The 14677-nt window shown below is 70.4% G+C and carries 12 protein-coding genes and 1 tRNA gene; 8 read left to right on the top strand and 5 right to left on the bottom strand.

The features are described 5' to 3' along the window. The first annotated feature begins 73 nt into the window (after positions 1-73). Positions 74-1471 (top strand): MFS transporter, encoded by a 1398-nt coding sequence (locus ACTWPT_RS55700; RefSeq protein ID WP_443185675.1) that lies wholly within the window; start codon positions 74-76, stop codon positions 1469-1471. Then, the gene (locus tag ACTWPT_RS55695; RefSeq protein ID WP_443185674.1) at positions 1468-2706 is read left to right on the top strand and encodes an FAD-dependent monooxygenase; all 1239 of its coding nucleotides are present in this window, start codon (positions 1468-1470) and stop codon (positions 2704-2706) included. The genes ACTWPT_RS55700 and ACTWPT_RS55695 overlap by 4 nt, the downstream gene beginning before the upstream one ends. Before the next feature lie 243 nt (positions 2707-2949). On the opposite strand, the gene ACTWPT_RS55690 is transcribed toward ACTWPT_RS55695, so the two are convergent. The 4 genes from ACTWPT_RS55690 to ACTWPT_RS55675 all read right to left on the bottom strand — a co-directional run bounded on the left by ACTWPT_RS55690 (position 2950) and on the right by ACTWPT_RS55675 (position 6781). Next, positions 2950-3144, bottom strand: coding sequence for an aminotransferase class I/II-fold pyridoxal phosphate-dependent enzyme (locus ACTWPT_RS55690; RefSeq protein WP_443185673.1), 195 nt, complete (start codon positions 3142-3144; stop codon positions 2950-2952). Next, entirely contained in the window at positions 3132-3518 is a 387-nt protein-coding gene (locus ACTWPT_RS55685) for an aminotransferase class I/II-fold pyridoxal phosphate-dependent enzyme (RefSeq protein WP_443185672.1), read from the bottom strand. Before ACTWPT_RS55685 ends, ACTWPT_RS55690 begins: the two co-directional genes overlap by 13 nt. Before the next feature lie 97 nt (positions 3519-3615). Continuing rightward, positions 3616-3864, bottom strand: a complete 249-nt coding sequence (locus tag ACTWPT_RS55680) for a hypothetical protein (protein WP_443185703.1) — start codon at positions 3862-3864, stop codon at positions 3616-3618. A gap of 181 nt (positions 3865-4045) precedes the next feature. Then, positions 4046-6781, bottom strand: coding sequence for an AAA family ATPase (locus ACTWPT_RS55675; RefSeq protein ID WP_443185671.1), 2736 nt, complete (start codon positions 6779-6781; stop codon positions 4046-4048). Positions 6782-7086: 305 nt separating this feature from the next. Between ACTWPT_RS55675 and ACTWPT_RS55670 the strand changes: the two genes are divergently transcribed. The 6 genes from ACTWPT_RS55670 to ACTWPT_RS55645 all read left to right on the top strand — a co-directional run bounded on the left by ACTWPT_RS55670 (position 7087) and on the right by ACTWPT_RS55645 (position 14080). Continuing rightward, a complete protein-coding gene (locus tag ACTWPT_RS55670) occupies positions 7087-8133 on the top strand; it encodes an MBL fold metallo-hydrolase (RefSeq protein WP_443185670.1) in 1047 nt (348 codons plus the stop codon). Between the two features lie 53 nt (positions 8134-8186). Beyond that, the gene (locus ACTWPT_RS55665) at positions 8187-10256 is read left to right on the top strand and encodes an FUSC family protein (protein ID WP_443185669.1); all 2070 of its coding nucleotides are present in this window, start codon (positions 8187-8189) and stop codon (positions 10254-10256) included. Between the two features lie 158 nt (positions 10257-10414). Next, on the top strand, positions 10415-11329 hold the full coding sequence (locus ACTWPT_RS55660; RefSeq protein ID WP_443185668.1) for an MBL fold metallo-hydrolase: 915 nt from the start codon (positions 10415-10417) through the stop codon (positions 11327-11329). A gap of 20 nt (positions 11330-11349) precedes the next feature. Continuing rightward, positions 11350-12840 (top strand): carboxylesterase/lipase family protein, encoded by a 1491-nt coding sequence (locus tag ACTWPT_RS55655; RefSeq protein ID WP_443185667.1) that lies wholly within the window; start codon positions 11350-11352, stop codon positions 12838-12840. An 8-nt stretch (positions 12841-12848) separates the two neighbouring features. Further along, positions 12849-13232, top strand: coding sequence for a RidA family protein (locus ACTWPT_RS55650; RefSeq protein ID WP_443185666.1), 384 nt, complete (start codon positions 12849-12851; stop codon positions 13230-13232). Between the two features lie 5 nt (positions 13233-13237). Then, positions 13238-14080 carry a hypothetical protein gene (locus ACTWPT_RS55645; protein WP_443185665.1) on the top strand — a complete coding sequence of 281 codons (843 nt, stop codon included), beginning with the start codon at positions 13238-13240 and terminating at the stop codon, positions 14078-14080. A gap of 311 nt (positions 14081-14391) precedes the next feature. Here the strand turns inward: ACTWPT_RS55645 and ACTWPT_RS55640 are convergent. Then, a tRNA-Arg gene (locus tag ACTWPT_RS55640) sits at positions 14392-14467 on the bottom strand. Positions 14468-14677: the final 210 nt, after the last annotated feature.

The raw sequence follows: 14677 nt of genomic DNA, 5'->3' as shown, positions 1-14677 counted from the left end.
TCGACGGCCCGTCCCAAGTAACGCGCGGCGGTGCCGATTCCTCACTCACCATGCCATCACGGAAAGGACGCTCATGACCACAACCCTGGCTCCCCCGGTGCGAATCGGGAAGGCCGCGGTCTGGGCCCTCGGCATGCTGGCGGTCGCCAGCGGTGCCCTGGAGTCGGTGGTGCAGCCGACGCTCCCGCTTCTGCAACGCGAACTGGACATTGGGCCCACTGGAGGGGCGCTGCTCAACATCCTGCTCCCGATCACCGGCGCTCTCGTCACACCGTTGGCGGGCAGGTTCGGCGACCGCTACGGCGGAAAACGGGTCCTGATCCCGCTGATGATCGTGGTGTGTGTCGGCGGCATGGCATCCGCATTGGCGCCGGGCCTGCCCGTGCTACTGGCCGGCCAGGTACTGCAGGGCGCGATGGTGGGCGCGCTGCCCCTGTCGTTCATCATCATGAGCAAACACCTGCCCGCGGGCGAGTCGAAGGCGGCCATCGGGGTGGTCAGCGGACTGTTCGTGGGCGGTGGGATGCTGGGCACGCTGCTGGCAGGGCCGGTGGCGGAACAGTTGTCCCGGCACTGGATGTTCGCACTCCCGACGGTCGCCGTCATCGTGGCCACCCTTCTGGTGAACCGGCTGGTGCCGAAGGACCCGGCGGACCGGTCGGACGACGCCGGAGTCGACTGGCCCGGCCTGGTCCTGCTGAGCGGGGTATTGATCACGCTCATGTTCGTGATCAACTTTGCCCTCGACCTCGCTTCGCAGCCGCTCGTGCTTTTCGGCCTCGTCGTACTCCTGGCCGTCCTCGTGGCGGGCTGGATCGCCGTCGAGCGTCGCGCGGCCTCGCCGATGATCGATCTTCGCATGCTGGCTCGGCCGGTGATCTGGAAGTCGAGCGTGCTGACGTTCATGATCTGCGTCGGTACCTCAATGTCGATCTTCCTCGTCACGCAGATGTGGAGCAGGTCCGGTGCCGGGTACGGCTTCGGGGCCGGCGCCACCGAGATCGGCTTCTTCCTGTTGCCCGGCACAGTGGTCGCGGCGCTGGCGGGGCCGGTGGGCGGGAACTGGGAGCGGCGTTCCGGCTCACGTGCCGTGGCCACCGCTGGGGTCGTCGTCATGGCGGTCGCGCTGATCGCCATGGCGGTCGTGCACTTCGAGGCGTGGCATCTCGTCGTCGGCAAGGCACTGGTCGCACTGGCCAACGGCCTGATCGTCACTGCGATGACGACCAGCATCGCCACCTCCGCCGCCTCGAACGAGACCGGCGCCGCCACCAGCCTGATCTTGGTGACCCGCGTGCTCGGAATGGCGTCGGGCGGGATGCTCGGCGGCGTGCTCCTGGCCGCCGGGACCCCGTCCGGGTCGGATGTCGCGGCCGAATCGTCGTACATCACCGGATTCATCCTCGCCGGCGTCATCACGGCGCTGGCCTTGCTCGTCACCCGCACCATGAACAAGGGAGCCAAGGCATGACCCTGATGAACACCCGTACCACGCCGAAGGGCAGGGTCCTGATCTCCGGGGCCAGCATCGCCGGGCCCACGCTCGCGTACTGGCTGAACCGCTACGGATACGCGGTCACGGTGGTGGAGAAGGCGAGCGCGGTTCGTAGCGGTGGTTATCCCATCGACGTGCGCGGTACCGCGCTGGAGGTCGTCAAGAGGATGGGGATCCTGCCGCGGCTGCGGGACGCGCACATCGACCTGCGCCGGTTGACCTTTCTCGACGCGAACGGCAGTGAGGTAGCCTCGGTCCACCCGCACGCGGTCACCGGCGGTGTCGAGGGACGGGACCTGGAGGTGCGGCGCGGAGATCTGACCGATGCGCTCTATACGGCCGTCCGCGACGACGTGGAGTTCCTGTTCGACGACTCCATCGAGACCCTCGACCAGTCCGGCGGCGGGGTTGACGTCGCCTTCCGCGGCGGCGGCCGGCGCACGTTCGACATGGTGTTCGCCGCGGACGGCATGCACTCACATACCCGGGCGCTCGTGTTCGGCCCCGAGGAGCAGTTCCACCGGTACCTCGGCTACTGCTTCGCCGTCTTCCCCATGCGCAACACCCTCGGGCTCTCCCACGAGACCGTCATGTGGAACACCCCGGGCAGGGCCGCGGCGCTCTACGCCGTAGGGGAGGACGAGGAGGTGCACGCCTTCCTGAACTTCGTCCAGCCGGAACCGCCGCTCGAGGCGTTCGCGAATCCGGAAGCCCAACGGGATCTCGTCGCCGCGGTCTTCGCCAACGCGGGATGGGAGGTCCCCGGAATGCTGGCCGCCATGCACGAGGCGGAGGACGTGTTCTTCGACGGCGTCAGCCAGATCCGCATGCCCCGCTGGTCCAGCGGCAGGGTCGCGCTGGCGGGCGACGCCGCGTACGCGCCCTCGTTCCTCACCGGACAGGGCTCCAGCCTCGCACTCGTCGGCGCGTACATGCTCGCCGGTTCCCTGGCCGGCCAGGACTACTCCGCCGGGCTCGCCGCCTATGAAGCCGGCACGCGCGAGTTCGTGGCAGTGAACCAGGGGCTGGTCAGCGAGGGCGGCGCCGCGCTCTTCCCGGTCACAGCCCAGGCTTTGGAACAGCGCAACGACAGGCTGCGCAAGCTCAGCGCCATGCCCCCCACCGAGCCGCGACCGGCCCATTCGGCCCTCACCCTGCCCGAATTCACGCCCGAGGCCCGTGCGGGAGCCGGGAGCGCCGCGCAAGATTGAGACCGGACTTCCGACCTGGGCCGGGCCATCCCCCTTCCGCGACGCTCCATCCTGGTGACTCATATCGCGAGGCGCCGCTCGCAGAGCAGGCCGTCGATACGGCGGGTCAGCAGGTCCTGGGCGGGCACGGTCCCGCTTCGAGCCCACCGACCTCGCCCCGCCGTGGATCGAAGTCGAGCACCCGCTCGAGTCCCTCAGAGGGCTGGCCGAGGAGATCAGGGCCTGACACTGCAAACGCTCCTACTACTCACCAGCAAAATCAGCGCTGAGCTCGCGGCGCTGCCGGTACCTTTCGACCATGGCGTCGACGATGCCGTCCGGCAGCTCAAGGGCAGCAAGGGCCGCGTGCTGGACCGCCGTGTTCAACGAGCCGTTGTGGGTCCGGTGCACGTGGGCGGCGGCGTCCACCACCTCGCGCGGCCCGGTCAGGTAGCCCACCCGCAGTCGGTCATCGCGTACGTCTTGGAGAACGACGGATTCGAGAAAATCATCATTGCGGCGCCGGGAAGGGCCTCGGCCAAGGCGTCGAGGTCCCAGTGCAGGTCCGGGGCGAGCGGAACGAAGTCCACGGTCCCCCCGGCCAGGACGACCAGGTCGGCGTAGAGCGAGTAGGCGGGCTCGGGGATGACCACGCGGTCGCCGGGGCCGATCATCGCGAGCGCAACGGCCGCCAGCGCGGCCGTTGCGCCGTGGGTGACCAGGATGTCGTCCGTGGTCCAGGTCCGGCCGGGGCCAGGGCCGGGCGCCGTGATTGGCGGCGTAGTTCCCCCCATCCGGAACGCCGGCGGCACGGTGGTCGTCGGACCGGTCATCGGCTCACCGCCGTATGCCCGAAGCGCGCGGCGAGGATGCACCGCCGGAGCACCTCCTCCTTCTCGACGATCCCGTCGACCGCGTCCACGACCTCCTTCACGCGGTGGCGTGGGATGACGACGACGCCGTCGGCGTCACCGACGAGCACGTCACCGGCCCCGCCACCACCACGCCGCCGACCGCCACCGGGACGCCGATGGCGCCAGGCCCGTCCTTGAAAGGCCCCGCGGGGGTGACCGCCCGCGCGTGAACGGGCAGGCCCATCGCCGACAGCGCCCGGACGTCGCGGACGGCGCCATCGACCACCGCGTCGGCCACCCCGGCGTTCACCATGAACTCGCCGATGAGGTCGCCGATCAGTCAGAAGTCAACCCCCGAGAGACTTCCAGGCGAGACCACTTAGGCCCAGTTTGACACCCTTCAGGCAGACGGAGGGTGCGGCCGGTTGCTGGAGGACAACGGTAGGCGACGCCGGCGCGACCCTTGCGGCTGAGCATAGGCAGCAGCATTCCGGTCCACGCATGTGTCAGACCGGATCCCGGCCCTGGCCGCCGACCCTAGACAGGGCGCCTTCGACCACGTCGCGGAGTTGTGCGCGGGCGGTGATGCCCAGTTTGGGGAACACCCGGTAGAGGTGGGAGCCGACCGTGCGCGGCGAGAGGTACATTCTCTCTCCGATCTCACGGTTCGTCAGGCCGCGGGCCGCGAGCTGGACGATCTGCTGCTGCTGGGGACTGAGCTCAGTGAGAGCGCCGGGCGCCACACTGTCGGCGGCCTCGATGCCGGCGGCGCGCAGTTCCGCCTTCGCCCGCTCCATCCATGGCCGAGCGCCGAGCCGCTGGAAGGTGTCGAGTGCCATGGTCAGCAGCGGGCGGGCCTCGGCGATGCGACGCTGCCGCCTGAGCCACTCACCGTAGTCCAGCCGTGTCTGTGCCCGCTCGAACGGCCACTGCTCGCCCGCATCGTCCGCCAGCGCCGCCTGGAAGTACGGTTCCGCGTGGTCCCGTTCGGCGAGCAGGGCGCGGCCTCGGTTGAGCAGTGCGGTGATCCGTACCGACATGCCGGTACCCAGGCGCCACGCCGATCGCTCCAGTAGGTCGGCGGCGTCCTCCCGCCGTCCCAGGCGGACGGCCGCCGCGGCGAGTTCGGCCAGGACGGTGTAGGAGACGTGATAGTGAACCGGATCGCCGTCGCCGGTGAAAGCGGAGCGGAACTGCGCGTACGCGGTGTCGTAGTCGCCCTCGGCCACGGCCGCCAGGCCCAGGGCCCGGCGTGCGAAGACCACGATGGAGCGGCTCTCCAGCGGGTCGACGAGGGCCAGCGCCCGCTCGGCACCGTGTCGCGCGTCGCCAGTCTCGCCGAGCAGCGCGAGCGCCGTCGCGTCCAGCGCGTACGCACATGCCTCGGCGTGGTCCAGCCCGGCCGCTGACGCCACCGCCGAGATGTCGGCGGCCACCGAACGGGCCTCGGTCCATCGGCCCTGATCCAGGTAGGTCCAGCCGACGGCGGAGCCCAGGCCGTCCGGCAGCGAGCCACGGGCCTGCCACCGGTCGTACGCCTCGTCGAAGGTCCTGGCGGCCAGGGCGGTCTGGTCCAGGATCCACGCCACGATGGCGAGCGTGGTCAGACTGCCGGCGCCGTCCCTGGCCTCGGCGATGAGTCCGGGCAGCGCCGGAGCCAGGGAGGCCCCCGCGCCGTTGGGGTCGGAGACGGCCTGCACCCAGGCGCGCAAGGGGCCCCTGGCGGTGAGGTCCGGCACGGCGGAGAGCAGGCTCTCGATCCGTTGCCGCTGTGGCTCCTCGCCCGAGTAGTAGCGGACCACCGCGGCCGCGGCGAGCGCGTCCAGCACGCGGGGCGAGTGAACGGCCGCCGCCTCGTCGGCGACGCGGGTCAGCAGGGCGAAGGCCGCCGCATGAGGCCGGCGCAGGGACCTGAGCCGCCCGGTGGCCAGCGCGGCACTGCCGATCAGTGACGGGTCGTCACTGTGCTCGCGAACCTCGGCGGCCAGCCGTTCCACCCAGCCGAGCTGACCGGTGAGGACGGCCATGTCGGCGGCCTCGGTCAGCAGCCGCGCCTGGTCCGCGCGGCGCGGGCTCAGCTCCGCCGCGCGTTCCAGAGCGGCGGCGGCGGCCGCGTAGCCACCCCGGCGCCGTGCCCGGCCGGCCGTCTGCCGCAGGGCGGCCGACACCTCCTCGTCGGGACGCGTGGTCGCGGCGGCGAGGTGCCAGGCCCGGCGGTCGGGCTCCTCGCTCAGCTCCGCGAGAGCGAGATGCGCATGCCTGCGTTCCTCGAAGGAGGCGGCATGGTAGATGGCCGAGCGGATGAGCGGGTGGCGGAAGGAGATCCAGGGGGCGTCCTGGCGTACGAGACCGGCTCGCTCCGCGGGTTCCCACGCCTTGTCGCCGGCTTCGGGGAGTCCGCGAGAGGCCGTGGGCGCGTCCGTCGCGTCAGCGGCCGCGAGCAGCAGAAGGGGGCGACGGGTCGCCTCCGGCAGGAACCGCGCCTGCTCCGCGAAGATCCGCTCCAGTCGATCGGTGACGGGCAGCGGGCCCGCCACGCTGCCGCCGCCTGAAGGCCGGGTCGCGTCGGCGCGGGCGAGTTCGACCAGGGCCAGCGGGTTGCCGGCCGACTCCTGAAGGATCCGTACCCGGGTTCGGCCGGTGGGCGGCGCTGGCTGCCGGTCGAGCAGGCGATTCGCCTCCCCTCCGCTCAGCGGGCCGATCTCCAGGCGCTCGAATCCCTTGTCGAACCCGGGCACCGCAGCCTCGGCGCGTGCACCCAGCAGCAGCGTGACGGGTTCGCCGTCCATGCGCCTGGCCACGAAGGAGAGAACGTCCAGCGATGCCCGGTCGATCCACTGGGCGTCGTCGACCACCACGAGCAGCGGCGCCGGCTCCGCCAGGTCCGACAGCAAGGTGAGAACGGCCGATCCGGTGAGCACGCCGTCTGGGGCCTCGGTGCCCTGGTCCAGCCCCAGGACGGTCCGGAGCGCGGAGCGCTGCCACGGCGGCAGGCTGTCGAGCTCGCCGAGCACCGGGCGGACCAGTTGGTGGAGGCCTGCGAATCCCAGATGGGCCTCAGACTCGCTGCCGGCCGCTCGCAGCACCCGTCCGCCCTCGCGCCGCGCGTGACCGGCCGCGAAGTCGAGCAGCATGCTCTTGCCGGCACCGGGGTGGCCCGTGAGGATCAGGACTTCGCCGCGGGACCGGTCAGCGGCGATCCGCCGCATGATTTCCGCGGTCTCGGTTTCCCGGCCCACCATCGGCAGATCAAGATCGTCTGCCGAGCTCTTTCTCCGGGCCCTTCTTCCGTTTTCCACGAACGCTCCAGAGATGTGCTCGAATGATCGCGCGGGGTCATCAACGCGTGCGGCGTCCGGGATATTCCGCCGTCCGATGCCCCTGCCAGCGGTTCTTCAGTCGAGTGACTGATACCGGCCCGCGCCCGTATTGCGGACGATGGTGAGCATCCGGCCGCGACCATCAGAAAGCGGCCTGTCACGGTCCTGGTGTTCCTTGCTCGCGAGGACACGCAGGACGTGACCAGTGATTCCGTCGGAGTGCGGAAATGAACAGCATCAATACTTCACGTTCCCTGAGCCGGCGCGGCTTTGTCGGAGCAGCGGCTGGTATCGGCGCCGCCGGGCTGCTGGGAGGCGCGCTGGGCCGACCGGCCACCGCCTCCGCCGCAGCCTCCGAGAGCCGGACCCGCGTCGAGACGATCGAACTGGGCAAGGTCACCGTTACTCGTGTCATGGAGTACAGCGGACCTGTCGGCATGACCTCACGCCAGTTCTTCCCCGGAAGTCCGAAGGAACTGTGGGAGGAGAACGAGGACTGGCTGAGCCCGGACTTCTGGGAGCCGGGCACCGACATGGTCTACTCCGCTTTGCAGACCTGGGTCCTGCGCAGCGGGGGCAGGACGGTCCTGATCGACACCGGTGCCGGGAACGACAAGTTCCGTCCGTACGCCAACCAGTGGCAGTACATGGACACGGGCTTCCTGCGCCGTCTGTCCCGCGCGGGAGTCAGGCCGGAGGACGTCGACGTCGTTGTCAACACCCACCTGCACAACGACCACGTCGGCTGGAACACCCGGCGCGAGGGCCGTGACTGGGTGCCCACCTTCCCCAACGCCACCTATCTGATCCCGAAGATCGAATTCGACTTCTGGAACCCCGCGGGCCCTGTGCGGCCGAAGTACTGGCAGGGTAACCAGAACGTCTGGGAGGACAGTGTGCTCCCGGTGCATGAGGCGGGCCTGGTGAAGCTGTGGGAGGGCTCGTACACCCTTGACTCCGCCCTGAAGCTGGACCTCGCCGCCGGACATACTCCCGGCTCGTCCGTAATCCGGCTGGAGTCGGGAAACGACAGAGCGGTGTTCATCGGCGACCTGCTCCACACCCCACTGCAGCTCGAACACCCCGAGTTCAACAGTTGCTTCGAGGAGGACGAGAAGCAGGCGCTCGCGACCCGGCGCCGCGAACTGGAGTGGGCCGCCGATCACAAGGCCCTCATCCTGCCCGCGCACCTCCCCGGCCACGGCGCCGCAGAGGTGGCGCGCAGCGGCGGAAGTTTCCGGATCAAGGAGTGGGCGGGGTTCAGCCGTAGCTGACCCGGCCGTCGGAGGACCTCTGTTCGCTCACGGAAGGATGTACGGAGACCGTCATGCGGGCAAGAAAGACGGCGTTGCTGTGGGAGCGCTTCGCCGCCGCCGACCCCGGGCTGATGCGGCTGGCCTCCGCGATGCGCGCCGTCCTTGGCGCCGCCGCGTCCCTGACCGTCCTGGCGGCCCTGGGGCAGTCCGGCACGGCGTTGCTGGCCGGCGGGTTCACCGCGATGGTGACCTCGCTGGCCATCAGCGATCTGCATTCGCGCAACCAGCTCATCACGCTGGGGATAGGGGCTCCGGTGTCCCTCGCGGCCCTGGCCGCAGGAGCCGTGCTGAGGCCGTACCCGGTCACGGCCGCAATCGTGTTCCTGCTGCTCATCTACCTCGCCGTCCTCGCCCGCCAGTACGGCGCCAGAGGGCAGGGCGTGGGCGTCTTCGGTTTCATGGGCTTCTTCCTGGCGCAGTTCGCCGGGGCACGAGCGAGCGAGCTGCCGGCGATGGGTGGGGCTGTAGTCGTCGCGTTCTGTGCCGTCGTGGCCGTTTTCTACGGCACGGGATTCATGACGTCGTCCCGTGTTCTCGCCCGCCTGCGGCGCACCTTCAACGCGCGACTGCGCGACGTCCTGCGAGACACGGCCGTCCTGCTCAGCACCGCGCAGGACACCGGCACGCTGAGCCAGTCGCTGGAGCGCCGTCTGGACCGGCTCCACGCGGCTGCGCTCCTGATCGGGGACTTTCTCGATGAGCGCGCGGTCGGCGAGGCCACCGACGGCCGGATCCTGCGGCACGTCACACGCGCGGAGGTGGCCGCCCAGCGACTCGTCGTACTCGCCGTCCGCGCGGCTCGCACACCACGTGACGCACCCGCCCTGTTACCGGACTGTCTTCGGGAGATCGACGAACTGGCCGCGGCCATGCGCCTTCCCGGCCCGCGCGTCGTCTCCCCGACGGGGATCGGGGCGACTCCGTACGAGCCCGCCGCACCGCGGACCGCCGGGCGCTGCCGCGAGGCGGACCCTGAAGGCCGGAGGCGGGGAACGACCCGGCAGGCCCTCCGGGTGACCGCCGCCTCCACGCTGTCCATCCTCGGTGGTCACCTGTTGTCACCCGACCACTGGTACTGGGCCGTCATGGCCACGTGGGTCGTGTTCATCAACACCGAGAGCACCGGCGAAGTCCTCCTGCAAAGCGCGCGCCGAGTGGCGGGCACAGTTCTCGGCGCGGTGTTCGGCTACGGCCTGGCCACCCTGGCCGGACCGTACGGCCCGCTGCTCCTGGTGCTGCTGCTGGCGTGCATGTTCGGGATGTTCTACACGCCGGCAGACGCCTACTGGGCGGTGACGTTCTTCATCACCGGCATGCTGAGCATGCTGCTCGCGCTGCTGGACACCTTCTCGACGGCCGTGCTCGTCCTGCGCGTGCAGGAGACCGCGCTGGGAGTCGCCTGCGGCGTCCTCGCCACCGTGGTCGTGGCGCCCCTCACGGTCCGCCGGGCCGGCGACGAGGAACTAGTCCGCTTCCTGCTGGCCCTCAGCCGTCTGCTGGACGCGACGACGCGGAGCCCGAGCACCGGCACCACGACGAGCCTGATACGCGCGTCCCATGATCTCGACCGGGCGCTGGAGTCCTTCCGCAAAGCCTGTCTGCCGCTCACCCACCCGTTCAATCCCCAGCGCGGCCGTCGTGATCGAGCTCGCCACCTGCTGGAACGGCTGGAAGCCTGTGCCTACCACGCCCGGAACCTGGCCGTCGTGGCCGGGCGCCTCCCGCAGGACGACGAGTACGCCACCCGGATCACCGCGGCGGCCGACCGCACGCAGGGGAGGGTGACGCGCCTGATCCGCCTCGCGCGACGCCGGCGGCGCACCGCCTCCCACCCGGAACGCCTCAAGATCGCCGGAGCGCTGTCGCTGCTCTCCGGTGAACGGCGTACGCGTCGCGGGCCACTGTCGCCGCAGGAGCGCCTGCTGCTCCATCTGAACCGTATCGACCTGATTCTGACGGCGCTCGCACGAGCCTTCGACCCGCCGGCGCCGCCTGCTGAGCGGGTCGGCACACCGCGTTGTGCCCAGATGCAGTCAGGTGACTCATACCGCTGTCCACCACGGCCGGCGCACCATGGATGAGCAGGCGTGACCCCCTGAGGACGGGGACGCCTCCGCCGGGGTCACAGCACCACCGGCACACCGCCCCGCAGGAGCGCGGCACCCCCTGAACCCGTCATGAGGGGCCGCTCAGCCATGCCGCGGCCGAGCACGCGGAACCGATCGAACTGGAGACAATCGTGGACACCATCACCCTGGGCGATGTCACGCTGACCCGGGTCTGGGAGTACTTCGGCCCTGTTGACATGACGCCTGAGGCGTTCTTCCCGAAGAGCCCGGCGCAGGCGTGGGAGGCCCACCGTTCCTGGCTGGCGCCGCACTTCCTGAACGCCGAGACCCGGATCGTCAACTCGGCGATCCAGACCTGGGTGCTGCGCAGCGAGGGAAGAACCATCCTGGTCGACACCGGCGTCGGCAACCACAAGGATCGCCCGTACGCACCCGTGTGGAACCGGTTGGACACCGCCTTCCTGGACAATCTCGGCCGCGCCGGGGTCCGTCCTGAAGACGTCGACATCGTGATCAACACGCACCTGCACATCGACCACGTCGGCTGGAACACCTACCTTGATGGCCGGACCTGGGTGCCGACGTTCCCCAACGCCACCTATCTCATGTCCAAGACGGACTTCGACTTCTGGAACCCTGCCAACGACCACAAGCCCATGCTGGGCCGCGGTAACCAGAATGTCTTCGAGGACAGCGTCGCCCCCGTACACGAGGCCGGCCAGACCCAGCTCTGGGAGGGCAGCCACCGCATCGACGGCAATCTGCGCCTCGACCTCGCCCCTGGCCACACGCCGGGCTCGTCGGTGCTGACGCTGGAGTCCGGGCCGGACCGGGCGCTGTTCGTCGGCGACCTGCTGCACAGCCCGCTCCAGATCCACGAACCCGATTCCAACAGCTGCTTCTGCGAGGACCCCGCCGAGGCCCGCGCCACCCGCCACAAGCTCCTGGGCTGGGCGGTCGACAACAACGCCCTCGTCATTCCCGCGCACCTGGGCGGCCATGGTGCCGCGGAAGTCATCCGCGAGGGGGGCAAGTTCGCGATCAAGGGCTGGGCGCCCTTCGCCCCGTACACCGAGCAGTTCTGAGCCCCCGGAAAGGCACCACCGTGAACCACCGCCCTGACCCCGTCGTCGCCACCGCCCAGGGAGCCGTCCGTGGTCTGCGCCAAGGCGCGGCCCTCACCTTCCTGAACATCCCCTATGCCGCCCCACCTCGCGGCGCCGGCCGTTTCGCGCCGCCGCGGCCGCACGAGCCGTGGAAGGACGTGCGGGACGCCACGGCGCCGGGTCCCAACGCGCCGCAGTCCGAACGCAAGCTCGGCAGCGTGGATATGTCCCCCTATTTCGGCGCCGGTTGGAGCCGCGGGCAGGACTATCTCACGGTCAACATCTTCGCGCCCGCCGCCGGCGGCGACGAACTGCCGGTCATGGTGTTCGTCCACGGCGGCGGATTCGTCGCCGGCTCGACGCGATCCACAATGTACGACGGCTCCGCGTTCGCCCGCGACGGCGTCGTCCTGGTCACTCTCAACTACCGGCTCGGCATCGCCGGGTTCCTCGACCTCCCCGGCGCGCCCGCCAACCGCGGCCTGCTCGACGTGGTCGCCGCGCTGCGCTGGGTCCAGGAGAACATCGCAGCCTTCGGCGGCGACCCGCACAACGTCACCCTCTTCGGCCAGTCGGCCGGGGCGACCATCGTCGGCGGCGTCCTGGCCACCTCCGATGCCGCGGGCCTGTTCCACCGGGCGATCGTGCAGAGCGGCAGCGGCCTGGGCGCGTTCAGCACCGAGCAGGCCGCCCGCGTCACCAAGGCGGCGGCCGAGGCCCTGGGCATTGAGCCCCACGTCGGCGCGTTCGCCGACGTCTCCGACGAACGCCTGGTCGAGGCCGCCTCCCGGCTCGCGGGCATCGATCTGCGGACCGACACCCACGGCGACCCGCTGATCGGACTCAGCCCGTTCAGCCTGGTCCTCGACATACAACCCGCCGCGTCCGTCGCCGTCGGCTTGAGCGCCGACGTCGACCTGCTCGTCGGCACCAACACCGAAGAGGGGAACCTCTACCTGGTCCCGGTAGGCAAGTACGCCACCTCGACCGCCGCCGACGTCGACGAGGCGGCGGCGCGCTCGCACCCGGATCCAGCACGGCTCGTCGAGGCATACCGCGAGTCGCGCCCCGAGGCGTCCTTCGCGGAACTGCGCTCCGCCATCATGGGCGACGCCCTGTTCGGCGCGGGCAGCCGCGCTCTGGCCGGCGCACACGCCGCCCATCCCGGGTCCGTCACCTACGCCTACGAGTTCGCCTGGCGCTCCCAGGCCCTGGACGGAGAGCTCGGCGCCACCCACGCGGTCGAGCTGCCCTTCGTCTTCGACCTCGCGGACCGGCCCGACCTGCACGGCCCCAACGCCCTGCTCGGTCCCGGCACGGCTCCCGCGGGCCTCGCCGCCCGCGTACACGAGACCTGGATCCGGTTCGCCAGGACCGGCGACCCCGGCTGGGATCCGTACGACGCCGAACGCGGAGCGACCATGCGCATCGACACCGAGTGGACCCAAATCGACGGCCCCCGCACCCGCGAACGCCAGGTCTGGAGCTGAGGAACACCATGACCAGAACCGTCATCAGCACCGAGAACGCCCCCATCCTGGGGGCCCCGCTGTCCCAGGGCATCCGCAAGGGCCCCATCCTTCAGGTCTCCGGGCAACTCCCCTTCGACCCGGACACCGGCGAGGTCGCCGGCGCCACAGTCGCCGATCAGACCGCGCAGACCCTGCGCAACGTCGATGCCGTGCTCAAGGCGGCCGGCGCGGGCTGGGAGGACGTCGTCATGCTGCGCGTGTACCTCACAGAGCCCGCCCATCTGGCCGAGATGAACCAGGCGTACGCGGAGGCTGTCGGCGCGCCCTTCCCCGCCCGCACCACCGTGTACATGCGGCTTCCGCCGGGACTGCTCGTCGAGATCGACGCCCTGGCCGTGCTGGACGACTGATCACCATGGCCGGTCATCTGACACGGGCGTGCGCCGCCCTGAGGGTCGCGCCGGCGCACCTGCCCGACGCTCTGTGCGTACTTGCCGGACGACCGGCGCCTCCTCCTGGGCCCCATCCCGTACGCCGGATCCACGAGCGGGTCCTTCAGGCGGTGGGGTCGCTGCCGCCGGGCGCGCTCCAGCCGGGCGATGTGTACGCGGCCACGGACGTACAGGCGGGTCTCCTGAACGCCGAGATCCCGGCCCCCTCCGACACGGCGGCCCTCTGCATCCGGCGCACGGTCGACGGTGTCGGCCCGGCCGACCTGTGGAAGCTGGCCCGCGGCACCGCGATGACCCGGGACGACCTCCTACGGGGCGCCGCCGCAGTCCTGGCGCCGGGATACCCCGGCGCCGGAGATCCGTTGCGCGAACTCGCCGCGCACACCCTCGCGCAGGAGGTCGCCGAACGGTCCCCGTGCCACTGGGGCCGCGACCACACCGAGGTGGTACGAGCCGCGCTGTATCGGATTCTGGCTGACCTCGCGGACACCCTCCTGGAGGTGTCGGACTCCACCCCGACACCCCTGGACTGGACCGTTCACGACAGCGGCCGCCGGTACTGCGCCACCACGGCGGGGCGCGGGGTGACACACGACGTACTGGTCCGGACAGCTCGGAGCACTCCCCCGGCGGCGGCGCCCGTCTGGCATCGTCACCCCCCACGCCCCGCCTGGCTGTGGAGGATCACCGGCGGACCGGCCGGCCGCGGCTCCCGAAGTTGTGCCCCCTTCCCCTCCGCATTCGCGGCACAGCACGCCGCCGAGTGCGCGATCACCGCACTCACCGCCGGGAGATGCGGGCTGTGACCAGCGTCGGCACGTGGGACTGTGCCGGCCACCGCGCTGTGCCGTCGACAGGGCGTCCCGGCTTGGTGGGTGCCACGCGCTCGAGTCCGCGGGGAGGAGATGAGGACGGCGGGTACAGCCATGAGCCCGGCCAGGACGGTGTCCCGCTCGGAAACACGATTTCGTGCTCCGAGCTGGGGTTTAGTTGCGCTATCAGAGCGGCGGCTGCGACCATCGCAAGGTTGTTATCGCTGGTCTACCGGTTGGTGAGGTGCCTGTTCGGCCTGCTGATGGCAGGTCGCGAGTGCCAGTGCCGAAGATTTGGTGCGTGCCCCCGGCAGGATTCGAACCTGCGGCACCCGCTTTAGGAGAGCGGGGGTAGAGCAGTCCGATCACCTGTGTTGACCTGCCGAAACGCCCTGCATGGCTCGTATCGTTTGCTTGATCATCCCGCGCATGTCCCACCGCGGCGTTCATGACGTCTGCTTGCAAACAGTCCCCCTCTCCCTTCCGGTGACGCCACACAGGCGTGAAAATGGGGGTGGGTTGCCCGCCGACGCCGGAGCTTCTTCTGGGCCGCATGAGCCCGTCTAACAGTCTGGCGCCGGGGCCCGACCC

Origin of the sequence: Nonomuraea sp. 3N208, assembly GCF_052245935.1 — a bacterium.
Classification (GTDB): Bacteria; Actinomycetota; Actinomycetes; order Streptosporangiales; family Streptosporangiaceae; genus Nonomuraea.
Note: the sequence above shows the minus strand (reverse complement) of the source record. Positions and strands in the feature narration are given on the sequence as shown.

Coding starts and splice junctions, on each gene's coding strand:
- ACTWPT_RS55670 (WP_443185670.1), top strand. CDS start 7,087: ATGAACAGCATCAATACTTCACGTTCCCTGAGCCGGCGCGGCTTTGTC.
- ACTWPT_RS55665 (WP_443185669.1), top strand. CDS start 8,187: ATGCGGGCAAGAAAGACGGCGTTGCTGTGGGAGCGCTTCGCCGCCGCC.
- ACTWPT_RS55685 (WP_443185672.1), bottom strand. CDS start 3,518: ATGACCGGTCCGACGACCACCGTGCCGCCGGCGTTCCGGATGGGGGGA.
- ACTWPT_RS55650 (WP_443185666.1), top strand. CDS start 12,849: ATGACCAGAACCGTCATCAGCACCGAGAACGCCCCCATCCTGGGGGCC.
- ACTWPT_RS55645 (WP_443185665.1), top strand. CDS start 13,238: ATGGCCGGTCATCTGACACGGGCGTGCGCCGCCCTGAGGGTCGCGCCG.
- ACTWPT_RS55695 (WP_443185674.1), top strand. CDS start 1,468: ATGACCCTGATGAACACCCGTACCACGCCGAAGGGCAGGGTCCTGATC.
- ACTWPT_RS55675 (WP_443185671.1), bottom strand. CDS start 6,781: ATGGTGGGCCGGGAAACCGAGACCGCGGAAATCATGCGGCGGATCGCC.
- ACTWPT_RS55700 (WP_443185675.1), top strand. CDS start 74: ATGACCACAACCCTGGCTCCCCCGGTGCGAATCGGGAAGGCCGCGGTC.